At 68.7% G+C, this 24,388-nt stretch carries 22 protein-coding genes and 2 pseudogenes; 12 read left to right on the plus strand and 12 right to left on the minus strand.

Annotation, left to right across the window (positions count from 1 at the left end):
• Positions 1 to 143: 143 nt before the first annotated feature.
• The 3 genes from ACZ4Z1_RS18485 to ACZ4Z1_RS18495 all read left to right on the plus strand — a co-directional run bounded on the left by ACZ4Z1_RS18485 (position 144) and on the right by ACZ4Z1_RS18495 (position 4,964).
• Positions 144 to 1,679 (plus strand): FG-GAP-like repeat-containing protein, encoded by a 1,536-nt coding sequence (locus tag ACZ4Z1_RS18485; protein WP_468487648.1) that lies wholly within the window; start codon positions 144 to 146, stop codon positions 1,677 to 1,679.
• A gap of 206 nt (positions 1,680 to 1,885) precedes the next feature.
• Positions 1,886 to 3,877 (plus strand): DNA/RNA non-specific endonuclease, encoded by a 1,992-nt coding sequence (locus tag ACZ4Z1_RS18490; RefSeq protein WP_468487649.1) that lies wholly within the window; start codon positions 1,886 to 1,888, stop codon positions 3,875 to 3,877.
• A gap of 37 nt (positions 3,878 to 3,914) precedes the next feature.
• Complete coding sequence (locus tag ACZ4Z1_RS18495) at positions 3,915 to 4,964, plus strand: hypothetical protein (protein WP_468487650.1); 1,050 nt, start codon at positions 3,915 to 3,917, stop codon at positions 4,962 to 4,964.
• Between the two features lie 82 nt (positions 4,965 to 5,046).
• Here the strand turns inward: ACZ4Z1_RS18495 and ACZ4Z1_RS18500 are convergent, their stop codons facing one another.
• The 3 genes from ACZ4Z1_RS18500 to ACZ4Z1_RS18510 form a co-directional block, all read right to left on the minus strand.
• Positions 5,047 to 5,316: a hypothetical protein gene (locus ACZ4Z1_RS18500; protein ID WP_468487651.1), complete on the minus strand. Its 270-nt coding sequence runs from the start codon at positions 5,314 to 5,316 to the stop codon at positions 5,047 to 5,049.
• Between the two features lie 341 nt (positions 5,317 to 5,657).
• On the minus strand, positions 5,658 to 5,951 hold the full coding sequence (locus ACZ4Z1_RS18505; RefSeq protein WP_468487652.1) for a hypothetical protein: 294 nt from the start codon (positions 5,949 to 5,951) through the stop codon (positions 5,658 to 5,660).
• A gap of 192 nt (positions 5,952 to 6,143) precedes the next feature.
• Positions 6,144 to 7,037 carry a transposase gene (locus ACZ4Z1_RS18510; RefSeq protein ID WP_468487653.1) on the minus strand — a complete coding sequence of 298 codons (894 nt, stop codon included), beginning with the start codon at positions 7,035 to 7,037 and terminating at the stop codon, positions 6,144 to 6,146.
• Between the two features lie 548 nt (positions 7,038 to 7,585).
• On the opposite strand from ACZ4Z1_RS18510, the gene ACZ4Z1_RS18515 reads away from it, so the two are divergent.
• Complete coding sequence (locus tag ACZ4Z1_RS18515) at positions 7,586 to 9,031, plus strand: HNH endonuclease (RefSeq protein ID WP_468487654.1); 1,446 nt, start codon at positions 7,586 to 7,588, stop codon at positions 9,029 to 9,031.
• A 602-nt stretch (positions 9,032 to 9,633) separates the two neighbouring features.
• On the opposite strand, the gene ACZ4Z1_RS18520 is transcribed toward ACZ4Z1_RS18515, so the two are convergent.
• The 5 genes from ACZ4Z1_RS18520 to ACZ4Z1_RS18540 all read right to left on the minus strand — a co-directional run bounded on the left by ACZ4Z1_RS18520 (position 9,634) and on the right by ACZ4Z1_RS18540 (position 12,702).
• Positions 9,634 to 9,969 carry a hypothetical protein gene (locus ACZ4Z1_RS18520; protein WP_468487655.1) on the minus strand — a complete coding sequence of 112 codons (336 nt, stop codon included), beginning with the start codon at positions 9,967 to 9,969 and terminating at the stop codon, positions 9,634 to 9,636.
• Between the two features lie 230 nt (positions 9,970 to 10,199).
• Complete coding sequence (locus tag ACZ4Z1_RS18525; protein ID WP_468487656.1) at positions 10,200 to 10,901, minus strand: DUF3159 domain-containing protein; 702 nt, start codon at positions 10,899 to 10,901, stop codon at positions 10,200 to 10,202.
• A gap of 162 nt (positions 10,902 to 11,063) precedes the next feature.
• Positions 11,064 to 11,789: a DJ-1/PfpI family protein gene (locus ACZ4Z1_RS18530; protein WP_468487657.1), complete on the minus strand. Its 726-nt coding sequence runs from the start codon at positions 11,787 to 11,789 to the stop codon at positions 11,064 to 11,066.
• A gap of 298 nt (positions 11,790 to 12,087) precedes the next feature.
• Positions 12,088 to 12,372, minus strand: coding sequence for a hypothetical protein (locus ACZ4Z1_RS18535; RefSeq protein ID WP_468487658.1), 285 nt, complete (start codon positions 12,370 to 12,372; stop codon positions 12,088 to 12,090).
• A gap of 66 nt (positions 12,373 to 12,438) precedes the next feature.
• Positions 12,439 to 12,702, minus strand: coding sequence for a hypothetical protein (locus ACZ4Z1_RS18540; protein ID WP_468487659.1), 264 nt, complete (start codon positions 12,700 to 12,702; stop codon positions 12,439 to 12,441).
• 167 nt (positions 12,703 to 12,869) lie between these two features.
• Here ACZ4Z1_RS18540 and ACZ4Z1_RS18545 point away from each other — a divergent pair, with 167 nt between their 5' ends.
• The 6 genes and pseudogenes from ACZ4Z1_RS18545 to ACZ4Z1_RS18570 all read left to right on the plus strand — a co-directional run bounded on the left by ACZ4Z1_RS18545 (position 12,870) and on the right by ACZ4Z1_RS18570 (position 19,968).
• Complete coding sequence (locus ACZ4Z1_RS18545; protein WP_468487660.1) at positions 12,870 to 13,346, plus strand: hypothetical protein; 477 nt, start codon at positions 12,870 to 12,872, stop codon at positions 13,344 to 13,346.
• A gap of 960 nt (positions 13,347 to 14,306) precedes the next feature.
• Entirely contained in the window at positions 14,307 to 15,785 is a 1,479-nt protein-coding gene (locus ACZ4Z1_RS18550; protein ID WP_468487661.1) for an MFS transporter, read from the plus strand.
• Positions 15,786 to 16,290: 505 nt separating this feature from the next.
• A complete protein-coding gene (locus tag ACZ4Z1_RS18555) occupies positions 16,291 to 16,770 on the plus strand; it encodes a cation:proton antiporter regulatory subunit (RefSeq protein ID WP_468487662.1) in 480 nt (159 codons plus the stop codon).
• Positions 16,697 to 17,062 (plus strand): annotated as a pseudogene (locus ACZ4Z1_RS18560) (hypothetical protein); the annotation flags it as partial. The gene ACZ4Z1_RS18555 and the pseudogene ACZ4Z1_RS18560, both read left to right, overlap by 74 nt.
• Before the next feature lie 70 nt (positions 17,063 to 17,132).
• A complete protein-coding gene (locus tag ACZ4Z1_RS18565; RefSeq protein WP_468487663.1) occupies positions 17,133 to 17,669 on the plus strand; it encodes a cation:proton antiporter in 537 nt (178 codons plus the stop codon).
• 1,057 nt (positions 17,670 to 18,726) lie between these two features.
• Positions 18,727 to 19,968, plus strand: a complete 1,242-nt coding sequence (locus ACZ4Z1_RS18570) for a hypothetical protein (protein ID WP_468487664.1) — start codon at positions 18,727 to 18,729, stop codon at positions 19,966 to 19,968.
• 155 nt (positions 19,969 to 20,123) lie between these two features.
• Here ACZ4Z1_RS18570 and ACZ4Z1_RS18575 read toward each other — a convergent pair.
• Both ACZ4Z1_RS18575 and ACZ4Z1_RS18580 read right to left on the minus strand, forming a co-directional pair.
• Positions 20,124 to 20,721: pseudogene (locus tag ACZ4Z1_RS18575) on the minus strand (PDDEXK family nuclease); the annotation flags it as partial.
• 80 nt (positions 20,722 to 20,801) lie between these two features.
• Complete coding sequence (locus ACZ4Z1_RS18580) at positions 20,802 to 21,248, minus strand: hypothetical protein (protein WP_468487665.1); 447 nt, start codon at positions 21,246 to 21,248, stop codon at positions 20,802 to 20,804.
• A gap of 418 nt (positions 21,249 to 21,666) precedes the next feature.
• Here ACZ4Z1_RS18580 and ACZ4Z1_RS18585 point away from each other — a divergent pair, with 418 nt between their 5' ends.
• Positions 21,667 to 22,401: a dienelactone hydrolase family protein gene (locus tag ACZ4Z1_RS18585; protein WP_468487666.1), complete on the plus strand. Its 735-nt coding sequence runs from the start codon at positions 21,667 to 21,669 to the stop codon at positions 22,399 to 22,401.
• 250 nt (positions 22,402 to 22,651) lie between these two features.
• Here ACZ4Z1_RS18585 and ACZ4Z1_RS18590 read toward each other — a convergent pair whose 3' ends face one another.
• The gene (locus ACZ4Z1_RS18590) at positions 22,652 to 22,930 is read right to left on the minus strand and encodes a hypothetical protein (RefSeq protein ID WP_468487667.1); all 279 of its coding nucleotides are present in this window, start codon (positions 22,928 to 22,930) and stop codon (positions 22,652 to 22,654) included.
• Between the two features lie 34 nt (positions 22,931 to 22,964).
• Here ACZ4Z1_RS18590 and ACZ4Z1_RS18595 point away from each other — a divergent pair, with 34 nt between their 5' ends.
• Positions 22,965 to 23,132 (plus strand): hypothetical protein, encoded by a 168-nt coding sequence (locus ACZ4Z1_RS18595; protein WP_468487668.1) that lies wholly within the window; start codon positions 22,965 to 22,967, stop codon positions 23,130 to 23,132.
• Between the two features lie 505 nt (positions 23,133 to 23,637).
• Here the strand turns inward: ACZ4Z1_RS18595 and ACZ4Z1_RS18600 are convergent.
• Positions 23,638 to 23,967: an STAS domain-containing protein gene (locus tag ACZ4Z1_RS18600; RefSeq protein WP_468487669.1), complete on the minus strand. Its 330-nt coding sequence runs from the start codon at positions 23,965 to 23,967 to the stop codon at positions 23,638 to 23,640.
• Positions 23,968 to 24,388 lie beyond the last annotated feature (421 nt).

The following is a 24,388-nucleotide window of genomic DNA, read 5'->3' on the forward strand; positions in this document are numbered from 1 at the left end:
AGCAAAGCAGGGTACCGAAACGGAAGTGCCGCGCTTGGCATTCCTGCGTCACCGAGCCCCGCACCGCCCAGTTTCCGGATCGGATCTCCCCCACGGAATCCCCCCTTTCTCCCCTCCCCCTCCCAAGAATTGAGGAAGCAAGAGTGTTTGGCAGACGTCCGCGCGCCGCATGGCTCACCGGACTGACCGCGACCGCTGTCGCGGCCGGCCTCCTGACCGGTATCCCGGCGAGCGCCGTTGTGGGTGACGCCGCCAAGGACGGGGCGTACCCGTTCACGGCGAAGCTCGACATCGGCAACGGCAAGCGCGCCTGCACCGGCGCCCTGGTCGACCCCCAGTGGCTGCTCACGGCCGCCAGCTGCTTCGCCGACCACCCCGGCCAGGACAAGGTCGCCGCCGGAAAGCCGAAGCTGGCGGCCACGGCCACCATCGGGCGCACCGACCTGGCCGGCAAGAGCGGGCAGGTGCGCACCGTCACCGAACTCGTGCCGCGTGCGGACCGGGACCTGGTGATGGCGAGGCTGTCCGCACCGGTCGACGACATCGCCCCGGTCACCGTCGGTTCCGTGGCTCCCGCCAAGGACGAGACCCTGCGCGTGGCCGGCTACGGCCGGACCAAGGACGAATGGGTCCCCGGCCGCCTGCACAGCGGCGGCTTCTCCGTGGACGCGGTGGACAAGACCACGCTCGCCGTCACCGGCAAGGACGGTGCGAGCGTCTGCATGGGCGACACCGGCGGCCCGGCCCTGCGCGAGACGGAGAACGGCGGCCTCGAACTGGTCGCGGTCCACCACGCCTCGTGGCAGGGCGGCTGCTTCGGCTCCGAGGAGACCCGTACCGGCGCCGTCGAAACCCGCGTCGACGATCTGCACAGCTGGGTCCAGCAGATCCGGCTGACGGCCATGTACGACCATGTCACCGACGTCGTCACCGCGGCGGACTTCAACGGCGACGGCCGTCCCGACGTCGCGGCCGTCCTCGACGACCACAACCTGCACGTCTTCTACACCGGCCCGAACGGCACCCTCGAATACGGCCGCGAGCTGTGGAACCACGACGGTTCCTGGGGCCGCAAGCGCGCGATGACCGCCGGCGACTTCGACGGTGACGGCCTGACCGACATCGCCGCCGTCAACGTCGACGGGTACCTCGACCTGTACCCGGGCACGAAGAGCGGCAAGCTGGGCTCGCCCCGCTCGATGGCCAAGGACGGCTCCTGGAAGACCGTCTCCAAGTTCGCCCGCTACAAGGCCGACGACTCCGGGCGTGACGGCCTCGTGGCCATCTGGGACGACGGCTCGCTGTACGCGTACACCACCACCGCGGACGGCCGGCTGTCCGGCTTCAAGCGCCAGGTCTGGCACGACAAGACCTGGTCCAAGAAGCACCTGACCACCGCCGACTTCAACGGCGACCGCCGCGACGACATCGCCGCCGTCTCCCAGACCGGTGGCCTGGGCCTGTACACGGGCAACGCCAAGGGCACGTTCGACTACGACAAGGCGATGTGGCCCGACGAGACCTGGGGCTCCTTCCGCGCTGTCATGGGCGGCGACTTCGACGGTGACGGCAAGGCCGACATCGCCGCCATCAACAGCTCCGGCGGCCTGTACCTCTACCCCGGCAACGGCAAGGGCACCCTCGGCTCGCGCACGGCCATGTGGCCCAGCGCGTCCTGACCGACCGGAATAGATGCACGACGTGGTGAGCTCCGGCCTTCGCAGCCGGGGCTCACCACCTGAGCGCCATCCGCTTCCCCACGTGTCCACGGACCCGTGAGGGCCTGTGCGCCAGAGCGCTGCCCGTCCACTGCGGCCCGGGGCGCCGCATGTCCGGTGTGTCCGTCGCCCCTCCCCCAAAGACAAAGAAGAAAGATCTGACGAACGTGCAGATACGTCCCAAAGACGCAGCCCGAAGACGTGCCCGGTCGACCGTCCTCGCCGTACTGACCGCGGTGACGCTGGGGCTGGCCACGACAGGCATGGCCCCGGCGCAACAGGCTGCGGACCACAAGCCGCGGCAGGTCGGCCAGGTGGGCCGGACGGAACGGTCCGACGCTTCGGCCCCCGTCACCGAGATCAGCTCCTTCCCGAAGCAGTCCGGAGCACGCTGCGAGCCCACGAAGGCAGGCTCGAAGGAGCGCCGGGCGGGCGCCGTCAAGGCGTGTGTGAGCGTCAGCCCCACTTCGGTCCGGCACACCTCCGTACGGGCCGCGTCCGTACGGGCCGCGTCCGTACGGGCCGCGTCCGTACGGTCCGCCGCGGTACGGCCGCTCGCCGGCGGCAGCTGCGACATCACCAATCCCGGCAGCTACTCGTATGAACGCTTCCGGTACTGCGTGACCGGGGTGAATGTCCTCTACACCCTGCGTGACAGCAACGGCGCGGAGATCGGGCGCGGCACCCTGGAGGTCTCCACCGATGCGACACTGCCCGCGAAGGGCAAGACGTGGAACGAGCAGGTCACCGTGAAGATGACCGGTGCGAGCGGAAAGGTCACTGTCCTCAACGCCAAGTTCCGCGCTTCCTGCACGACCGGCTGCACAGCGACGAAGACCGCGCCCTGGTACGGCGGCGCCCTTACCGTGGGGCAGTCCGTCACCGGCTCCGTCTCCTACTCCTCGGCCCCCGCGGCGGGCGCCGTCGCGGAGTTCGACACCTCCTACAAGTTGTACGTGACGTCCCCGGGCGCCACGGTCGTCGACCCGACCGCGTCGTGGAGCAATCCGCGCAAGATCCGTTGTGATGACGCCGTCCGGGATGTCGCGGCCAATCCCACCGCATCACCGGGCTGCGTCATTCCCTCGGTGGTGCCCGAGGTGGCGGTCAGCACGAAGGGCTCGGACCAGGGCGCTGCCGTGGCGGCCTATCTGTGGGCCCAGAAGAACCTGGTCGACCGCTGGGGACGCGGCACGCCGTTGACCCGGGCGAAGAGCGGCGTGGCTGACCGTACGAGTCGCACCTGTGGAGCTGCGTCGTCGAAGCCGTTCGCTGACGCGACGGACCTCATTCCGACCGACAGCTGTGCCCCGTTTCCCTTCGCGGAGACCAAGGAAGGAGGAGCGGACGGCGCGCAGTGCGCTGAACTCATCCCCCATCCCGGCAACAACGGGTGGAGCATATTCGAGCTCGGCGGCGGTTCGACTCTGGACTCCTCCAGGCGCTGCGTGCGGGCCCATGTCTCGGCCGCCGACAAGAAGTTCGCCGTGGACCAGCTGTACGACGGCTTCGAGAGTCAGCGGGTCATCGACGCCGAGCAGTTCACACTGGGGCTCACGGCGTCGTTCGACTCCGCACACGCCGAGTGCCTGGGGGTCTCGCCGCAGGGGGCACGCCCGTCCGGCAACGGGTGGATCCTGAACACCACGGAACCGGTTGCCCACGTCAACAAGACCACCAACCCGCTGGGCCCCGCCGGTACCCGGGCGTCCGCGGCGCGGGCATGCCTGGGGAAGACACTGGGAGCGGGCAGCCCGGCCGGAGGAGACATCACCGGCTGGAAGGATGCGGAGCTGTTCGCCCAAGCGAACCAACTTAACGCCGGGCTCTCCCGGTGCCACCTGATAGCCAACATTCTCGGCGGACGAATCTCGCAGAACCTCGTCCCCTGCTGGCAGGTGGGGATGAACACCGGCCCGGGCAGTATGTGGGACTACGAGTCCAAGGTCCGTGACGAGGTGGCAAAGCTGTCGTTCGGAGACGACGACGCGATCCTCTACCAGGTAACGCCCAAGTACCTGGACGCCACCAGCACGATTCCCGAGGGAGTTACGATGAGCGCCAAGATCGAGCGGGAGGACGGATCGGTGGATCAGTTGTTCCCCGATGTCTATATCCCCAACACCCAGGGCAACGGGCAGTTCAACCTCGGTAACTGATCCACCCTCTCGCCCTGTTCGTCCACCGGGAGCCGGTATGAGCTTCACTACCCCGCCGCGGCCGCTCGATGTCGCCGCGCTCTTTCCTCAACTGGCCCCGCTGGCGCGCACAGCAACCCGGCTGCATCCCCGCCCCGGGTCTCCGTCAGTGCACGACAGTTCCGTCGGCGGGCCGCTCCTGTGGCCCGCCGACGAGCCCTGGCCGTACTGCGCAGAGCAGCATGTCAGGGGCAGCCTGGCGCATGCGGTCCTCTCGCCGGAGGATGTACGGCTGTTGCGGCGCATCCGGGCGGCAGTGGCGAGCCGGCGGCACCTCGGCCGCCCGGCATCCCGGCCCACGCCTGAGGAAGTGGCGACCGAGAAGCGGATCTCTGAAGGCCGCCCGTGGCCCGAAGGCCCGGTCGCCATGCTGCCCGTGGCCCAGCTGTACCTGCGGGATATTCCTCAGCTGGGCACGCTCGGGCCGTCCGGGGCAGACCTCCTCCAGGTCCTCTGGTGCCCCTTCAACCACCCGGCCAGTCCCAAAGCTGCGCTGTTCTGGCGGTCCGCCGCCGAGGTCACCGATGTCCTGGCCACCGCTCCCGAGCCGCCCGCAATCCAGCTCTCCGACTACCTGCCCGAGCCGTGCCTGCTCGCACCGGAGCAGGTCACCGAGTACCCGGACCTTCTGGAGCTGAGCAAGGAGGTGCAGGACCAGCTGGGCGACCGGGACACATGGCGGGCAGCAGAATCGGAGGTGGACAACTCCTACGCGTCCACACCGAAGGAGTTCTATGCGGAACACCTGTCAGTCGCCCCTGGCTGGAAGGTCGGCGGTTGGAGCCGCTGGGGACTCACCGACCCCATGCCCCGGCGCTGCCCCGAGTGCGACACCGAGATGGATCCGCTGCTGACGATCGCCTCGACCGAATGGAACGCCGGCAGCAAGAGCTGGGCCCCCGAGGAAGAGCGGACCGACCCCACGCCCCTCCTCCCCGGCACCCCTCCGGCGAACTTCACCATGATCGCCCTCGCCGGGGGCTACGACCTGCAACTCCACGCCTGTCCGGCAATCCCGGACCATCCACACATTGAGCTGACCCAGTAAGCAAGACCGACGCCCACAAGCCGCTCCACGCCGACCATCCCGGTCGCGCGGGCAGGTCAGCGCAGCTCTCGGGCGTGGCTGCCTACGGAACGGCGGGGAGCTCGTCGACGGCCAGACCCTCGCGTACCCGCACCGCGCGGGGCCGGTGGCGGAAACGCCCAAACTCCGAGGCGGCCGGCTGGTCGGCCTCGATCTCCACCACCACCTCCGGCCGTACGGGAAGGTTGAAGACCGGAGGCGCGCCGGGCAGCCCGCCGACGATGCCCGGCAGCTCACTGCACCTTTCGTCCTGCGGGCTCAGCAGGCCGGCGAGCTGGTGGCGCAGCGCGGCCGCCAGCGGCAGCCAGGCCACGGCGTGAGCGGCTGCTCTCAGATGTGCCTACCAGGCTTCGGCGAGAGTCCACCACGGGCGAAGCCGCAGAGGGCGGAAGGCGCGCGGAGCCAGACCATAGCCCCGGTCTTCTTCTGCACCGCCGGTTCCCGGTGCGTGCGGAAGGCGGCCGGCGCCGGGCCAACTCCACACCGACCGGCGGCCCGCACAGCACTCACCGACGACGCCTTCGCCATCGGCCCGGTGAGATGTACAAACTGGGCCCGCCCCGCTGCCCGTTTCCGTCCGCACAGCTGCGGGGCCGGTGTCCTGCCCCCGCAGTGTGCCGTCGGCGGGGGAGTCCGGTCCGGGTGCACAGCAGCTCATTTGGGCCAGCTCCACGCCTGTTCGGGAAAGTTGTCGATGATGGCTGCGAGGGTTTCGGTGAGGGACAGAAGGTCCTCGTAGGTCTCCCGCCCGTGCGTCCATCCAATCATGCGGTTTCCCTCAATGCGCCAGCCCAGGCGGGCGTTGTACATGAGCCGTTCCATGGCGTACGTGCTGATGAGTGCCGCGAAGTCGGGGTCGTCGGCACAGTATCGGACCAGGTGGGTGCCGAGGTGGGGCAGGTCCTTGGCGCGGCCTGTGGCGCGGTTGAGCGCGGGTCGCTTTTCCACTCGATGGGATGCTGCCAGTCGACTGCTCGTCAACGCGGTGGCCGGGAGCGCGCGGGCAGGGGCAGTGCGGCTACCGAGTAGGTCCACGCTACGTGAGCTACCGTCCAGCAGTTCCTGCACATCACTCGCGCCGAACTTACGAGTTGGTGCGTGATAGCGGGTGGGACGTGTCTGCCTTGCTCAGCACGTTGCTCAGGCAATATTGCGGTCGGAGACAAGGCTGGAGATGGCGCGGTAGGTGTCGGGCAGGCGGTCGCGGCGATGGGTCCAGCGCGTCAACTGTTTCCAGCGTTTGTGATCGGCGAGGGCGTGTTCAACGGTGATCCGTTGTGAGGAGTGGTCGTGCCGTTGGCGTGCTCGGGCTTCGACAAAGGGCGCTATGGCTCCCGGTCGCAGTTTGCGCGGCGGGGTGAGGGCTCGCCTCGGGTGGTCCCGTCCGAGGCCGAGGTAGCCGTCGTCGAGGAAGACCTGGACGAGGTTGAAGTGGTCCAAGCATCTACTGATCCCGGCCGTGCGGGCGGCGGTCACATCATGCATCCGCCCTGGCCTGAGGGCATCGGTCCATAGAGTTCGGCCCTGGTGGTCGGCGATGACGGTGGCCTTCATCGTGTTCTGCTTCTTCTTGCCCGACACGAACACCTGCCGTCCGCCCCGACCCGCGGCAGGCCGGCGGACTTGCACCTCGGTGGCGTCCAAACGCAGCTGAACACCTTCCGCCTGGGCATAGGCGAACACGTCCTCCAGAGTGCGCAGCCGCAGATCAGGGCGGTCTGGTACGGCGAACCCACGCTCGGCGAGCAGACAGCGGACCTCACCGACAGCCCGAGTGACGGTCGAGCGGTCCACTCCGTAGAGCAGGGCCAAAACCGAGTGCGGCAGATCGTGGCGAAGATGAATCAGTGTGGCCACCAGCCGGTCCACGAAGACCAGCCGGTGCCGGGCACCAGCACCCGGCGCACGCTTCCGCTCGCCACCCCTCACCCGGAACCGATGCCCTTCGACACCGGCCACCCAGGGCCCGGCCAACTCAGCTACCAACGACGCCAGATGCTCTGTCGGGATGCCAGTGAACAGCGGATGCGCCAACACCGAACGATCAGTCGAACCCCTCACCAACAGAGCATGCCCACCCACAATCACGCACCAACTCGTAAGCCTCGGCCGGTCGCGTCGACCAGTGCAGTGGCCACATCCGGCCGTCCCCGGAAAGCCAGAAGTCTGGCCGTCCGAAGACACTGACTGCGCTGGCGTGTGAGTCTGTGTGTTTCAACTTCAAGCGGCGAGATTGGCTCTGACCCGGTCGGCGTCGGTGGGTGGCTCGGTGGAGCGGGAGCCCTTTCATCAGGGTCGTGGCGACCGCCACCACTCCCACCGCCGCGTACAGTCGGTTGTCGGCGAAACCCAGCCCAAGCCGATATTCAGGATGACGAGTTCGTTCAGGCCCCAGGCGTTCAGGAGGATGCCAAGGGTTGACGCCGCACGCGGGTTCAATGTCTCGCCGTACGCGGGGCGGCCTCCCCCTGACCTCCTCTCACCTGAACGCGGCCGGCTGATGTCAGTGCCGCCATGCACAATGCCGTCCGAAGGACAACAGGGCTTTTCGCGAGTGCGACGAGCCCCCACAGAAGGACACCATGGGCGACAACATCATCTATAGAGGACCACTCGGCCAGATGGCGCACGAGGTGGCCCACTCAGCGGGAGCGGACCCGGCGGATCTTTATGTGGCTGCGGTGAGTTGGTGGTCGACAGCCATCGCCCCTGCCATATCCCTCGACTGGTGGCCGAGCGCACCCTTGTCGGTCTGGACCGCGTTCATCGAACCAGACGAACGTCGCCTGCCTCCGCTGAGGGACATCCTTTCCCCTGTCCTGCAGGAGTCCGCCCCGGTGCTCATGCACCACGATATTTCCGACGAGCGGCTGTTCAGCTCGGCAGCGCATGCCACCCTCCGGGCGAGGACGAAGGGAGAGGCGGCCCCCACCCTCTTGTTGACCGGCGCTCCCTTCAAACAAACTCGCGGTCGCCCAAGCCTCTCCATCTCCCTCGAGGCGCACTTGCACCAGGCATGGGACGGTCGACACGGTCTTCCATCCCGCGGCAGGTACCGCTACCAGCCCCACAGAGGACCGGTCCCTCCCCGCATAGGGGTGCTCTGGGAACTCGCGGAGCATGAGTGGGTAGGCTTTGGCCCCGCCCACGTAGCGACCTACTCCAGGGCGCTCCACTTCACCCGCCGCGTGGTGCCACGAACCGCCATCGAAGCCATCGAGGGAGACTGGCGCGCTGGCCTCGCCGACGCCTATCGCTGGGCCTTTCAGAAAAAGTTCACCTTGCCCTGTACCCCTCGCGCTGGAACAAAGTGGGATGCGTTCCGCCAAGTCATGCACGAGTGGGAGGCTGTGCTCCACGACCCGGAGCATGACTTCTTCATCCGCGCAGACGATCACATGTACCGCATCGCAGGGACACTCGCCGCGACCGAATGCACCGCGATCCACGGTGCGCACATCGACGCCGCCTGGTCACTTGTCCGCCGTTCCATTCTCGACATATATGAGCTGCTCTTCGTCGATCCCAAGGCGATACTGCCACTCATCGGACACCTGGATGCAGCGATGTCGGACGTCACGACTCCCGAGGAGGCTGCCCCACCGCTTTACGCGGACGACGCCCTGCCGTCTCACCCCAGCGCATCTTCCGGTGATCCGATTCACCCGGGAGCGCGACGCGATATCAGTGCGACCAAGCTGGTCAAAAAGTGGTACCAGGACCGATGTCAGATGTGCCATGAGGTGCTCCTCCTGCCTGCACCTCGCCATCGATACAGCGAGGGAGCCCATATCCAGGCGCGGGAAGACGGCGGTCCCGATGTGGTCGAGAACCTCCTCTGCTTGTGCCCAAATTGCCACATACTCTTCGATGCCGGCGCACGCGTCCTCACCGACAATTTTCGCGTCATCAACACCGTGACTAACGCCGACCAGGGACAGCTCAAACTGCACCGCTGGCACTACATCGATACCCGATTCGTCCGCCATCATCGGTGGCGTTGGTACCAGAACCGCGAATACACCTGAGCCCGCCGGTTCGTGCCACGACCATCGCTGTCTCTACTCCACCGCCACGCCCCAACGGCACTAGAGGCAACTCCGGCGCAGCCAGCCTCTCCCCGTCATACCCCTTTTCACCTCCCCGAACCACCCCTCCGTCCACTCCCCCGCGCCTCCTCGATGTCCACCTACGAGCGACCGAAGAAGTTCCACCACAACCGGGCCGGTGCCCTCTCCTCGGAGCCCGAGCCGCAGGCCCAGGTGCGCCCCGTGTGCGGCACCCGCGCAGCACAACGCAGCCAAGGTCGTCCGCCGGAAACAAGATCCGGACCAGCTCCGGTCCAAGGCGTGCGCACATCGAGCAGCCGCAGACATCCTCCCTGGTCAACAGCCATGTCGACCGTGTACCACCAGCAGACGAAGAACCTGTTGGTGTCGTACTCGCCGAAGAAGCTGGGCCTCTTCTGAGCCCACGAAAAAAGGCGCCTGACCCGGGCTTTTGCCCGTCAGGCGCCTTCCGCTGGACTCACTCAGAGCCAGGCCCGGTTTCCGTCGTACCCCCAGTTCCTCCCACCGCTATACCCGTCCCGACCAGCTCTTCCGGACCAGTCACGGACCAAAACTGCACTTCACCCCGCAGAAACGCCTCCTCCGCTGAAGCGGTCCCACTCCTGCAAAGACTGCTCGATGAGCCGGTTGGCCTGCTCGCGCACACCGTCCAGGAACTTCGCGTAGTGACGAAAAAGCACCTGGATGCTCTGGCCCGCGCGGCGGGCGAATTCGGCCGGGTCCACACCCGAGTGCAGCCAGAACGAGATCCCGGCATGCCGCAGGTCATAGGGCCGCTTGGCCAGACCGGAAGCGCGCTCCGTCCGGGTCAGGGCCGGCTCGCGGGCCCGTGCCCACGTTGTGCCGTACGCCGCGGCCTCCACGTAGTTGCCCGCCCTGTGACGACGGGCTGGCAACGCTGCCTTACCTAGAGCGTTTCGCTGATCTCCGTGATGACCGCCCGCAGCGGCGGTACGAGTTCCGGGTGGTCGCCGCGGAGGCGGACTGGAGCAGTTCCGTGGCCACGAACATCTGGGCGGCTTGGTCCTGCGGTGAGTCGATGACGTCGGCGAACTCGTGCTTCACGCGCGAGGCGATGATGGGTGCGAGGAGGCTGTAGAGGTACAGCAGCGCCGCGTCGTTCCAGTCACGCCTCGGCCCCCGCGTACTCCGACTCCTGCGTGGCCGCCTTGCGGTAGCGGGTCACGGCCATGCGGGACAGGAGGATGGAGGTGGCCGTGACGGCGAGCCACAGCGGCCCCATGAGGATGTGCAGGACTCCGAGCCAGGCGATCTCGGCCTGGCGGTAGATAACCACCTGCGCCACCAGGCTCGCGAGGCTCACCACCGAGATGAGCAGTGTCGTCACCCCGTAGAAGCGCCGGAGGGGCCGGTACGAGCGCCACCGCGGCGGGCCGCCGACCAGCCGGTTCGCGACCAGACCGGCCAGCGGGCGGCCGGCGGCCACCGACAGGACACAGACCACCGTCGCCACGGCCGGTACCAGGATCGGCAGCAGGAAGAATCCTTTGGCCTCACCGGTGCCGGCCGCCACGGCCGCACAGGCCACCGCCACCAGCGCGCCGATGACGGCGTGCCGTACCTGCTCCTTGGTGCGCAGACGCCAGGCGAGGACGACGATCACCGTCACCGTGGTGGACACCAGGGCGAGCCGCAGGCCACCGAGGCGGTCGGCGACGACGAACATGAGGGTGGGAGCCGCGGTGGCCACCAGTCCCGAGGCGCCGCCGAACCGTTGGATCACCGCCTTCCCAGGGCTGAGGCCGGAGCCCGGGAGGGGGCTGGGGAGGGCGCCCCCCGTCGAGACCTCGCTGTGTGGTGTGTCCATGGCTTCCTTCCGTTCGCCGCAGTTGCGGCGGGCAGCCCGGGCCGCCGGGGACGGCACGTGCTCGGTTCCCGGCACGCACCGGAGGATGGCGCGCGCCCCGCCGTACCCGCCGTACCCGCCGTGGCAGGCAACGTACGGCGGGACGCGAATGCGTGTGAGGTGTCAGGCCGAAGCGGACGCGGACGACGGCATGCCGGCGCCGCCCTGCGCCGTGTCGAAGGGGCTGGGCTGCGGGACCGCCCCCTGGTCACGCCACACCACGCCCCTGCGTTCGTGCGCGAAGAGGTGCTCGACGGCCAAGGCGATCTTCGGGCCGATCGCCCGGTCCAGCAGGTGCAGGGCCAGGTCGAGACCGGAAGTGACGCCTCCGGCGGTCACCAGGTCACCGTCGTCCACGACGCGGGCGCGGACGACGGTGACACCGTTCCGGGCGAGCAGGTCCACGCCCTGATGGTGGGTCATCGCGTTACGGCCTTTGATGAGCCCGGCCATCGCCAGAACCAGCGAACCCCCGCAGACCGTGGCCACCGTGGTGCCGGGCGTGGCGAGGGCCTTGGCCAGCAGCCCCGGAAGCTCGGTGGTGAGGGAGTTGCCGATGAGGACGGGGATGGTCGCGCCGGACAGGCCCCCGGTGAGGTCGCCCGTCCCCGCGGGCAGCGTGCCCGCCGCGCCGGGTACGACGATCAGGTCCGCGCGGCCCGGGTTCAACGGGGCTGCGGCCGTCAGGGAAACGCCGGGAATCCCACTGGGAACCTCCCTGGCCCCCTCGGCGCTGACCAGTTCGACCCGCACCTGGTCGGTGAAGTTCCCGGCGGCGCTGAACACCTCGTAGGGGGCGATGACATCCAGCGGGTCGAAGCCGTCGAAGAGGACGAACTGGGCGAGCATGGCACTTCTCATTTCTTCCGGGGCTGCCGGTCTCTTGACCGCGCCCCTCACGCTAGGCAGCGCGGCAGGGGCGGGCCATGGGCTGGATCGACAGTCTCCAACGGGATCTCGCCAACGCTATGAGCTGCGGCTTCTTCCTGCTGACCGACGTTGCCACGTCAGGAGACCGTGGGGAGTGGCGCCGAGCGCAGCGGCGGCCTTGTCGTGGGCTTCGGCTAGGCATCGTGCGTCAGCCGGTGCGGGGGCGGCGAGTACATCCAGGACGCTCGGCAGTCGGCTCGGGCTTGGAGATCTGCCATCAGGCGCACGCCAGGTCGGTGTGCATCCGCGCCTTGCGTTCAGACGTAGGGAATTGCTGCTCCCGCAGGCTCGAACCAGCTTCCAGGACGGCGCCCGCGTCGCCGAGGGACCAGTGGACGCCGACGGCGTATAGGGCGACGGCCGCCGGGGTAAGCGGGAACAGACGCTCGCGCGGGGCCTGCTCGGGCAGGAGGCGGGCGGCGCGCTGGGCTTCGCCGATGGTGGCCAGAGCCTGGGGCCGGTCGTCCGCGCGGGCCGCGCAGTACGCCGGGGTGCACAGCATCTGGGCCGTAAGCCGAGGTCTGCGCGCTCGTCTTGAGGCTGGTGGCTTCTACCTGGGCCGCGGCCTTCAGGATGAGGCGCTGGGCTTCGGCGGGCTGGTCCTGGCGGCGCAGGAGGATCTCATCTCGCAGGCGGCGGCTGCGGTGGCGAGCGGGGATCCGGACAGGTCGGCGTAGACGATGGCGCGGTCGGCGGCCTCGTGGGTCCGCTCGTAGCTGCCGATCTTGCTGAGGACCTGGGAGAACAGGCTGTAGCCGGTGGACAGGCGGGCCAGGTCCATCTCCTGACGGGAGCGGGCCGCTACATGTGCGTCGCCCAGCAGGCCGGGCATGGCCTCCGGCAGCCGGGCATGCCGGCCGGCGTCGGACAGTCAACGGGCGCAGGACAGGCGCTGGTCGAGCGGGGCCGGAGCCCTACGTTGGGGCCAGCCGCCGCGTCGTCGTCCCCGAACAGCTCGCCGCACTGACCGGACGCTCCGTCCACGCCCTGGCCGGAGCGATGCCGGAACCACGTGACCCGCCGCCGAACTGGGAGATGTTCCGTCATCAGCCGCAGGCCAGCTGCCACCGCTGCGACGCCCACCACCCCGGCGGCCCGGTGGTCCGGCTGCTGCCCCACCACACCTACGTCTGCCTGCGGCACGGCACCTGGATCGGCCCGCCCGACAGCGGCCATCCCGCCGTCGATCTCGCCCGGCTCCCGGACATCATCGACGCACAGCGGCGTTACCTGCTCCTCCTGCGGCGCTACGGCTGGGCCACCACCTGCGACGCGGGGCTGACCGGCCTGATGCTCTGCGCGCTCATCTGGTCCGTGGACGGGCGCCCGAAGCCCTTCGGCTCCCGGGGCGCCTGGGACGACCGCCTCCACCTCCTGATCCCCTTTTCGGCCGGGAGAAGCAGGACTACGTCGACTACAGCACCTCGCGGCTGTTCGCCGCGGTCTATCCCGAAGCCGTCACCCTCGCCCCGCTGATCGCCTCGTCCTACTGGCGTCGGCTGGTCGGCGGCGCCGAAGCCGAGCAGGCCCGCTTCCTCGCGGAGGTCGCAGGCCGCGTCACCTACCCCTACAGCCCACCCGACCGCGGCGCCGACGCCCTCGCACACTGGGCCCTCGCCGACTCCTGGCGCCCACCCAGCCGACCCCTGACCACTACACACCCGGCCGCTCCCGCGGCACCCTCCCAGGCGTCGCGGCGAACCGGCTCGCCCGCCACGGGTAAAGCGCGATGTGGTTCAGCCACAGCCGCAGCGCCGGGACCAGGGCCGTACGCTCCTCTTCCACGGCCGCCTCAAGCCGATCCTCCTCCGAGACCGCGAACATCGGTACGTGAAGTGGGAAGGCCACATCTGGCACAGCACGCGCACCGACGACCAGATGAGGGAACAGGCCGCGAAGGAGCGCCGATCACTCGAAGGAACAGACCCTCACCCACCGCACTGAAGCGACCGGTGCGGTAGGTGCCGGCGACCGCGACCGGGTGCGAGCGTCAGGGCGAGGCGAGTACGGTCCGGCAGCGCGCGAACCGGGGTGGCGCTCGACGTCGTCCGCGTCGCTCGGGGTGGCTTCCTACGGGCCTGTCATGCCTCGGATGCTGTCGCAGACGTCTGGTTTGCGTCGGGAGCCCGGGATGCCGTAACGTGAAAAGGTTCCTGTGCCGAGGTATCGGTGGCAGCGACGGGATTCCCTGTATCTCCTGTATCGATCTTGAGGTGGCGACCTATTAACCAGGCCATGTAGTCGTCCGCGTTCCCCACGTGCTTCGTGTCGCACGTGTCCGGGGGCGGACGTCGCGCTGGCCTGAGTTGCGTCACCCTTCCCCGCAGTTTTTCTTCCCGGGTGCAGCTCTGCCGTCTGCCCCGGGTTTCGTGCTTTCCGGACCCGGTGCGGCTGTCGGCAGAGCTCCCCGATTCCTTTGGATCAGGAGTTCCCGTCGTGTCTTCCTCCGCGCTCGACGACGAGCCGAAGCACACCACCCAGCCCCCGACCCGGCCCACACCCGGTCTGTCGAAGATGGGCCTGGCGGCCTGGACCGCCCTCTTGGTGCTCCTGTGCGCCGAGCTGATGGACATGATCGACCAGTCGGTCGTCCTGACCGCCCTGCCCGCGATCCAGGAGTCCACCGGCGCCGGACCGGACACGATGCAATGGCTGACCACCGGCTATTCACTGCCCATCGCCGTCGGACTGATCACCGGCGGACGTCTCGGCGACCTCTACGGCCGGCGCAGAATCCTCCTCATCGGCACCGTCGTGTTCACCACGGCCTCACTGCTGTGCGGCCTCACTGCCGGGCCGGGCGTGCTGATCGCCGCCCGCGCGCTCCAGGGCGTGGGAGTGGCCGCGATGATCCCGCAGATCCTGGCCACCCTCCACGTCACCTTCGAGGGCCAGAACCGCAGCAAAGTGTTCGGCCTGTACGGGGCCGTGATGTCGCTCGCCAATGTCCTGGGCCCGGTGATGGGCGGTCTGCTGACCGAGGCGGACCTGTTCGGGCTGTCCTGGCGGCCGATCTTCCTGGTCAACGTGCCCGTCGGCCTCACTGTGATCCTCCTGGGGCACAGGTTCATCCCCGAGTCGACCGTGAAGAAGGCCGACCGGCTCGACCTGACCGGCATGCTGCTGTCCGCGCTGGCCGTCGTCCTGATCGTCTTTCCCCTCACCGAGGGTCACCTGCATCACTGGCCGCTATGGTGCTTCGCCCTGCTCGCCGCGGGCCTGCTCGTCCTCGGCGTCTTCCTGCGTCACCAGAAGCGCAAGCAGGGCAACGCCCCGCTCGTACCTCTGTCCCTCTTCCGGGGCCGGCAGTTCTCCGGAGGCATGGCCGCACAGCTGATGCACGGCCTTCTGTGCGGGCTGTTCTTCATGACCTGGACCCTCTACCTCCAGCACGGACTGGGCATGAGCCCCTTCCACGCGGCCCTGGCCTTCGTGCTGCTCTCCGTCGGAGAGCTGGGCGGTGCGACGGTCGTGGCGAGGAGCGGCGGGCGTTTCGCCCGCCGGCTGCCGCAGGCCGGAGCTCTCATCACGCTCGCCTCGATGGCCGCCTACGGGCTCCAGATCGAAGCAGGCCAGGCGGACCTGAGCCTCGTGGCGATGACTGCTCCGGTGGTACTGATCGGATGTGGCCTCGGCATGGTCGGCGGCCCGCTCGCCGACATGTCGCTGGCCAAGGTCCCGCACGAGGACGCGGGGTCCGCCTCGGGCCTGTTCAACACCGTCATGCACCTGGGCATCGCCCTGGGCACCGCGCTGACCGCGCTGGTGTTCTTCGCGGCCACCGGCGGCTCACCCGAGGCCGCACTCAACCGCGACGCGTTCATCACCGTGCTGTGGTGGGTCGGCAGCCTCCTGGCCCTGCTGTGGACCCTGCTGTTCTGCCTGCCCAAGCACACGAAGAACCGGGCCGGGTAGACCAGTTCCCCAAGGCGGCGGCACCCGGCCCGTGCCGCCGCCTCGTCCTCTCCCCGTACACCTCATACAGCCACGACGGGTGAAGCCTCACGACCACGACCACGCCCACAACCCGACCCTGCGGACACCTACGGGTACGGGAGCGGTAGGGCGGCCGGGCCGAACCACTGCCCGTCGAAAACGCGAGGTGGGACTTCACAGCATCGGCGCACGCTCTGAAGACACACTCTTCGCCATGCTGGCCACCCCCACTCGGCAGCGCAGCCTCTGACTGCACCGGACACGGGCCATCCGGCCGCTCAAGGGGGCCATTCAGCCCTGCTTGCGTCGCCGGTTCGGCCGGAAAAGTGACCATCACCCGGTGCGGGCCGGACCGCAGACCACGACAGCCCTGCGCGGCGCCGGGTCCCGAATCGCTGTCACCAGATGCTGCGGGCCCTTGCCACAGTGCCCCGGCGGTACCGGCACACACGGATCCGGACCAGGGATGACAGGAGCGAGGGACATGGGCATCGATGAAGTTCTGCGTCCCGGCGTGGGGCTGCGGTACGAGTTCCTCAACCATGACGGCGACCGGATCGGGGTCGTCGCCCGGCGGCCCGGCGACTTCGAGTTGATGGTGTATTCCAGGGACGACCCTGATGAAACCCGGCCGGTGCTCCGGCTCACCGATGAGGAGGCCGACACTCTCGCCGGGATCCCGGGCGCTCCGCGCATCGCGGAACGGTTCGCCGACCTGACCCGCGAGGTGCCCGGCTTGAGCGCCGGGCAGGTCGAGGTGCCTCCTGGCGGCCCGTTCGCCGGGCGTGCTCTGGGCGACACCCGGGCCCGTACCCGTACCGGCGCGTCGATCGTGGCCGTAGTGCGCGGCGAGGAAGTCATCGCCTCCCCCAGGCCTGCCCGGCCCCTGCATGCGGGTGACGTCCTGGTGGTCATCGGCACCCGTGTCGGCATCGCCGGCGTCCAGCGCATCGTCCAGGGTTGATCCGGCGCACACACCGATCACCCTGCTGCTGGAGCTGGAGGCCGTCCTGACCGTGCTGAGCCTGCTCGGCGCGGTCGCCCGGCGTTTCGCCCTCTCCCCTGTGCCGCTGTATCTGCCGGCCGGGCTGGCTCTCGGCGACGGCGGCCTGGCTCCGGTTCCGGCTGCCCGGGAGTTCGTCGACACCGGCGCCTCCATAGGTGTCATCCTTCTGCTGCTGATCCTCGGCCTGGACTTCACCGTCCCGGAATTCACCGCCGGCCTTCGACACCACCGCGACTCCGCGGGTGTCGACCTTCTCCTCAACGCCGCCCCCGGTGCCGCCATGGCGTGGTTGCTCGGCCTGGACATCACCGGAACTGGCCTTGGCGGGCGCCACCTACGTCTCCTCCTCCGGCATCATCACCCGCCTCTTGAGCGACCTGCGCCGCCTGGGCAACCGGGAGACCCCGGCGGTGCTGTCCGTCCTGGTGGTGGAGGACTTCGCCAAGGCCGCCTACCTGCCCCTGCTCGCCGTCGTCACCTCCGGCGGTACTTGCTGGCAGGCCCTGCTCGCCCTGCCGGCGGCCACGGCGACCCTCACCGCCGCGATCACCGCCTCCGCCCGCTGGGGCCATCACATCGGTCGGATCGTCTCCCACCCCGGCCCCAAGCAAGTTCTGCTACGGATCCTCGGCCTCACCCTGATCGTCGCCGCGCTCGCCGAGACCGTCCACGTCTCCGCGGCCGTCGGCGCGTTTCTCATCGGCCTCGCGCTGACCGGCACCGTCGCCGAAAAGGCCCGGGCCGTACTCAGCCCCTGCGCGCCCTGTTCGCCGCCATGTTCTTCCTGGCCCTCGGCCTTTCCGTCGATCCTGTGGAGCTGCTGCCGACGCTGCACGCCGCCGCGGCCCTGGCCGTGAACGGCTTCCGACTGGAACTGACCGAGCACTCCGAGCAGCCGGTGGAGGTGCACCTCACCCCAGGAGTCACGGTCAACGGGCGAATCGACCTGATCCGCCGAATCGACACCGGTGAGCAGTCCCTCGTGGACTTCAAGTCCAGGGAACGCGCCCAGCCTGACGCCGTCGCCCTTGAACAGCTGCACATCTACGTGGCCGGGGACGAGGAGCTGAGCGGCAAGCGCGCCGACCTTGTCGAGGTCTTGAACAACTGCGCCAGAACGATATGCCCCGCAAGACCTCGTGGTGCGACACTTGCGCCGCCTGCGACTTCGCCACGATCTGCCGGGGCCGGCCCAACACTCGGTAACTGTGCTCAACCGCGACAGCCCGTCGGGCCGCGGTGTTGTGCGATACCGGCACCACGGCCCGACCTCCACACCTCCGCTGCGACCCGCGAGGAGGCTTGCAAGCCGAATCAGGTCGACGCGCTCTGTAGGCGATCACCCGTGCATCACGTAGGAGGCTTCCCTCCCTTCGGAGGTGCGCGGCACGATGACGATCACAGAACCCCCGGCAATCCGCCAAGCCCTTACCGCCAGTTAGGCGGCCTGACCAGCGACGAACAGCGCCTGACTCCCCATCAGGTCGAGCGTCAAATGAGCGTCACGAGCCTCATTTCAGCGTCAAGATATCGCCCTTAACGACCACACCGCACATAACGCGCACGCGCAAAACCGCAGGTCAGGAACCCTTAGCCGCTTTCTCAGGGATCATCACACACTCCACATGTTGCGTAACCGGGAACAGATCACGAGTCGCCTCCGACTGCCGCCCCCAGCCCCCGCGTTCCAAAGGGTGACCTCATGGCGTACGGATTCACCGGGGACCGAAGCAGCCCGGCAACGGTCTGCGACAGGTCGGAATCAGCCCCTCCGTGATCCTTTGTGGCCAGTTCCGGCCTCACGCCACCACCCCCTGCGGCCGCTACATTCACCCCGACCGGACACACACGATCAGGGGGAAGTGGGCAATGATGCGCCCCATCAGACCCATCAGCCGCACCGGCAGATCACTCATGGCGGTGACCGCTACGGCAGCCGCCTGCGCGGTCACTGCCATGGGGCTTGCCGCCTCACCGGCTGCCGCAGCACCCACCACCACGACGGCGCAGACGCCCGCGCCCGGCGACACCTGTACGGCGGCCGACCTCGGCACACGCCACCCGTACATCAAGACCACCGAAGTGTCCCCGACGATCACCCACTTCAAGGGCTGGTACGTCACCGAGGGCACAACCGGCACCCAGACCGTCACCACCACCAGCCAGACGACCATCACGGTCTCCGTCGGCCTCAACGGCAATGTCGAGGGCGGTTTCGGCACCGAGGTCCTCGGCAAGGTCGGCGCGAGCCTGGGCCTGAACGTAAAGGTCGACTACACCTCCACCAGCACCGAGTCGAACGCGGTCACGTGGAACTTCAACCAGCCCGGCTACTACGGCGCCTACAAGGGCACGAAGAAGGTCACCGGCACGTACGGAAGCCTCAACTGCAACCGCGTCCAACAGGGCGGCGGGACTTGGGCGCTGAAGTGGATCGAGGGACCCGACGGCGGCAACTTCACCACCTACACCACCCTTGAGGAAGGCGCGGTGCGCTGCCAGGACAAGGTGCCCGCAGGCAGCATCATGGCCAAGGCGCAGGCTCTCCTCGACTGCGGCTCGGCCGCCGCTAAGGCCGAGCACCCGGCGGGCGCGGTGGCGCCGACGGCGAAGCAGATGCGGAACCGCCTCGTGCAGCGCCCGGCTCTCGCCGGCGGCACGTCTGCCGAACAACCCGAGGCCACCGGGCGTAGCGCGCGGGCCGCGCTCGACTGCCAGGCCGGCGTCTACAAGATCGCCGTACCGGGCAAGCCCCTGTCCTGGGGCGCGCCGCTCCTGGCGGCCGACGGTGTCCGCCTGCGGCCCTCGACGATCTTCAGTGCCCACCTGGACAACTGGCGCCTGTGCAACGTGACGGAGCGCAACGGGGTCCTTGAGGCATCCCTGTGGAACTGGGGCAACGGCGGGTGTGCGACCATCGCCTCGCAGAACGCGGCCACCGATCGGGCGGTCCTGCAGACGACGACCTGCGCGGAGGACGACCTCCAGCGGTTCTACATCTACCGCGACGTACCCGGCAGCTCGAAGATCGGTGTGCAGAACAAGTACACCGGCTCCATGATGGGCCACGACCGGTACGCGGACGGGGAGTTCATCCGTCAGTACTCCAGCGGCCGGCAGGACGGTACGGGCACGTACAGCCTGATCGGAGTCTGACGGCCCACACCCCGTGAGCGGCCCCGCACGTGCCCCCGGCCTCCCGGTTGCGTGCGGGGCCGTACGCGTCCCTGCTCCTGGTCTGGCCTTGGGGGCCTGGGCGTGTTGCTCGATCGTCATGGTGTCGGGTGACCGGGTTCCGGGGGCGGCGATGGCGCCAGCTCGGCCATCGCCCCCTGCGCCAGGTGCCCGCGCACCCTCTCGGCCGCGCGCCGGCGACGGGCCGCCCCGGATACCGCCGTCTGCCCCGTGACGGAGGCCACCGTCTCCAGACCGACGAGCCGCTCACCGTAGAAGCGGTAGCGGACCAGATCGATGCTGCGCCGGTGCTCGCGCACGGCATGCACGTCGTAGCGGGTGAAGTCGCCCGCCACACAGATCAGCCGCGGAGCACTCCACCGCACCCGGGACGCGGCTGCCGCCCCCAGACGCTCGCGGACCAGGTGCCCCGGACTCGGCCCGGTGGTCCATCAGCCACGCCAGGTGGAACAGCCCCTGGTTGATCACACTCGCATCCGTGCCGCGCTCGTACTCGACGACCACCGGCGCATCGTTCTCGTCCAGACCCAGCGAGTCGATCCGCCCGCCGTGCACCGGACCGGTGCCGTACTCGCTCGCCAGGAACCGCACACTCAGCATCATCTCCGAGTGCGCCTCGATGAGATGCTGCACATCCGCCTCGGCCTCAGCAAGACGCGGCGCGACCTCGCTCACGCCGCCATTCGTCGTATGGAACAGCTTCAGCCCCGACACCTTCCCCTCCTCGACTCCGGGACTGCCAACGCCTGCGAGGCCCCCGATTGCTTCCGCGCAAGACCGCAAAACGGTGAAGATCATGTGAGAGCCTGGCCGTGGCCACTCGGATCACTCGTGTCCCCCCAGCACCGGAAGCCTGCCAATCCCCCATGCGTCCCCCGCGCCCCAGAGGACTGCACCGGCGGAGCGCGTTTCCCCAGGTCAGCCCCCATCGTATTGATCATGGGCCGAGTGCCTTCCACTGAGATTCCACGCGTGATGTCGCATGAGAGCAGAGTCTCTGACCTGGCGCTATCGAGGGCTGCCCGGTGACACCACGCCGAGATCATCAGTAAGAGGCTCCACGAGACGGGGTGGCGGGCGACGGCCAGGAGCCGGTGCAGGTCGTCCTCCGTCAGCACGGCGCTTTCCGCCGCCGCGCCGTTGCCCGCGAGGACGCCGCTCTCCCGGATCAGGTACTCCATGTGATCGAGGTCGTCGGGGCGGTCGTCCTCGTCCCGGTCGCCCCAGCCTTCGAGCATCACGTGCGCCAGCCAAGCGCAATTGTGCGCGTCACTGGGCCTCCGCCAACTTGTAGTCACTGGTCAAATGGTTGGTGTGACCAGTGCTCAGGGTGCTCACGCTGGTCATGGGCGGAAGTCTGCGCAGTAGATCGTCCGTCAGCGGTTGGTTGCCGGTTCTTCGGTGCTCGAATCGGTGGCGGACGTGCGCTTCCCGACCAGTGACAGGCGTGGCTCCGACGCCGTGGTGTTCGGCCACGGAGCCTCCGCAAAAACCCGTTGACGGAACCACGGCAGCCACTGCTACGTTTCCGGTGGCCGTGCAAGAGAACGAGGAGGTGGTACCCGTGAACGTATCGACATGGGTGCTCCTCTCCGGGGTCATGGTCGGGCGATAGGTCGTCCGGGAGCGCCGTTCAATGGCACTCCGAAAGGCACGACCATGCAATTCACTTCTGAACAGCGTCTCGACGACGCTGTCCTCGAGCGCGAATTCACCCTCGGCGAGATCCCCGGCATCCTGTGGACGCCCGCATCCACGTCCGCACCGGCGCCGCTGATCCTGCTCAGCCCTCCTCCTCTCGGGCTGCGCAAGGCGTACCCCCGACTGGTGGCCCGAGCCCGGCACGCCGCGGCGGACGGCTTCGCCACGGCCACCATCGAGCTCCCCGGAAGCGGCGACCGGCCCCGCCTGCCCGCCGCCGAGCAGGCCCTCGCCGACCTGCGCCGGGCTATGGAGGCCGGCGAGCCGGCCAGCGACGAGATCATCGACGCCCTCATCCTCCCCCTGGTCGACAAGGCGGTCCCGGAATGGCAGGCCGCCCTGGACGCCCTCCTGTCGCTGCCCGAGATCGGCGGCCCGGTCGGGTACTCGGGGGGAGTGATCTCCATCGGGACCCGGCTGGCGGTGGTCGAGCCGCGCATCTCGGCCGCTGTTCTGTTCGCCGGGAGTTTCGTCCCTCGCACCATCATCGAGGAGGCCCGCCAGGTCACCATTCCGCTGCACGTCCTGCTGCAGTGGGACGACGAAGGCAACGACCGGCAGGCGGCCCTGGACCTGTTCGACGCCTTCGGCTCCAAGGAGAAGACGCTGCACGCCAACATGGGCGGGCACACCGGCGTCCCGCAGTTCGCGGGGGACGCCGCGGCCCAGTTCTTCACCCGACACCTGAAGTGACGCCGGGCCGTCAGGCCACCAGCAGACGGTAGCCGCGTCGGCCAGGAGGCTGCTCATCCAGGGACAGGTCCCGGCCCTCCTCGGCTCTCTGCACCACGGGCCCCTGCCAGACTCTTGGCAGGGGCCCGTGCTGCCCGAAGCCATGAATTGCTCGACGTCTGCGGAGCTTCGAGTGCTGCCCGAACTTGTGTACTGGTGCCGTCGGCTCGTGAACGAAGCCACTCGATCACCCCTTTTCCGGAAAGCCTCATCAACGGGCTTCTACGATCTGTGCATGCTGGATCCCGAGCTGCTGGAACGGATCACCGCGCGGCGCGCGGAACTGGACGAAATTAAAGGACGGCTGGCCAAGGAGTGGACGGAGGTGCGGGCTGAGCGGGATGAGCTCGCTGTCGCCAAACGGGTCCTTGAACGGGTGTCCGGGCAACTCGCCGAGGAACGCGCCTCGGACCTGCCGGCGCCCGGGCAGGTGGCCGGACGAGCGGTGATGCTGATCCCGCACCGCGAACCGGGCGTGGAGGATCAGCACGTTGCCGCCGGACTGTCAGCGCATTCTCACCGTTGTGCGGCAGGCCGCGGGACCGGTCATGGCCCGCGAGGTCGGCGAGGCGGCGGGCGTCGACATCAGCGTGCGGAGCAAGCCGGAGCCGCTGCGCGGGAAACTGGTCAGACTGGTCGATCGCGGCTGGCTGCGGAAACTCCCCGACGGCCGGTTCACCACGCGCCTGTGACCAGGGGCACGGCCGCCCGGAGCGGTGCGGCACGGGCGTAACCAGGGTGCCCCCGGCGGCCGTTGGAATTGTGTGACGAATACCAAGAAGCATGCCGAGGACACCTGCCCGCTTGTCTTCCAGTGCCGTCTGTTGCTGTCCACGCGCACCGTCAACCACCTCGCCGATCTGCTCAGACGCCATCTGAAGGCGATCAGGTCCCGGTGGCGGATCCTGCCACCCGGGAAGATCGCGGTGATCGTCCTGGCCGTACTGCACCACGACGAACGCCTGGCCGACATGGCCGGCGGCAACGACGTGTCCGAGTCCACCGTCCGACGCTGGCGGGGGCTCTCATCCGCATCGGTGCGTTGCGGGCGCGCCTGTGGTTGGCCGTGCTGGTACGGCTGTGAGGTGAGCCGCGCGGTGATCCCGTCCCGCTGCCCGCCGGCTTCCGTTGTCCACCGATCCGGTGGCAGTAGCGGCCCCTGGCGCAGTGAACGTGGTCGGCTGCGTCACGTGCGATTCAGTTTTCCGAGTGGAGGAGGGCCGCCGCGACGCCCTGCTCCACCGTGGGCTGTGGGCATAGAGTTTCGCTCAGCCCGGCTATGTGCAGGATGTGCAGGTGCCACGGATGAGCGCAGACCAGTCCCAGGCAGCCGCCGTGTGCCAGGGCACGGCGGCGGACCCGGCACAGCAGGGACAGGGCGGAGCAGTCGAAGAAGCTCACCGGGCGGAGGTCCACCAGCACCCGGGGACCGGGGAGAGTGAAGGCGGCCTCCAGCAGAGTGCCGGCGTAATCGGCGGAGGCGAGGTCGATTTCACCGCGCAGCTCGATCACGGTGAATCCCTGCACGGCATAGGGGGGCGTGCGGCCGTCCGGCCCGGAAACGTTTCTTGGGCCGGTAGGTGCCGGAGGGCTGGCTGTGCGGCGTGACGTCTTCGCCATGGCGTAGTCCTGGGTTGACACGCCCCGCACCCCGGTGGTGACGAAATCGTGTGCCGTGCAGACAGCACCCGAGGTCCGGGGGTGACGGGTCAAAGGTAGCCAAGTGGCCGGTCAGTGACGCGCAGAAGCCCGCCGGTTCCCCCGTACGGGTGAAGTCCGCCCAGCACCACGCGCGCACCCTGCCGTCAGCTCCCGGGGCCCGCGCCCATGACCGGCGCAGGCCGCGGGCACGCCGGCGCCTGCACGACCGGGTGACGCCCTCGGGCCGATGCGCGGGAAGACGGCGCCGGTATGGAGCCACTGGAGGACGAGAGCAGACCGGCGGCCG

Source organism: Streptomyces sp. NPDC030165, assembly GCF_055573595.1.

Excerpts from the sequence above, each read along its gene's own strand:
- ACZ4Z1_RS18515 (WP_468487654.1), top strand. The coding sequence starts at position 7,586 with ATGGGCGACAACATCATCTATAGAGGACCACTCGGCCAGATGGCGCAC.
- ACZ4Z1_RS18525 (WP_468487656.1), bottom strand. The coding sequence starts at position 10,901 with ATGGACACACCACACAGCGAGGTCTCGACGGGGGGCGCCCTCCCCAGC.
- ACZ4Z1_RS18495 (WP_468487650.1), top strand. The coding sequence starts at position 3,915 with ATGAGCTTCACTACCCCGCCGCGGCCGCTCGATGTCGCCGCGCTCTTT.
- ACZ4Z1_RS18530 (WP_468487657.1), bottom strand. The coding sequence starts at position 11,789 with ATGCTCGCCCAGTTCGTCCTCTTCGACGGCTTCGACCCGCTGGATGTC.
- ACZ4Z1_RS18540 (WP_468487659.1), bottom strand. The coding sequence starts at position 12,702 with ATGCCCGGCCTGCTGGGCGACGCACATGTAGCGGCCCGCTCCCGTCAG.
- ACZ4Z1_RS18570 (WP_468487664.1), top strand. The coding sequence starts at position 18,727 with ATGGCGGTGACCGCTACGGCAGCCGCCTGCGCGGTCACTGCCATGGGG.
- ACZ4Z1_RS18545 (WP_468487660.1), top strand. The coding sequence starts at position 12,870 with ATGCCGGAACCACGTGACCCGCCGCCGAACTGGGAGATGTTCCGTCAT.
- ACZ4Z1_RS18555 (WP_468487662.1), top strand. The coding sequence starts at position 16,291 with ATGGGCATCGATGAAGTTCTGCGTCCCGGCGTGGGGCTGCGGTACGAG.
- ACZ4Z1_RS18535 (WP_468487658.1), bottom strand. The coding sequence starts at position 12,372 with ATGCTGTGCACCCCGGCGTACTGCGCGGCCCGCGCGGACGACCGGCCC.
- ACZ4Z1_RS18585 (WP_468487666.1), top strand. The coding sequence starts at position 21,667 with ATGCAATTCACTTCTGAACAGCGTCTCGACGACGCTGTCCTCGAGCGC.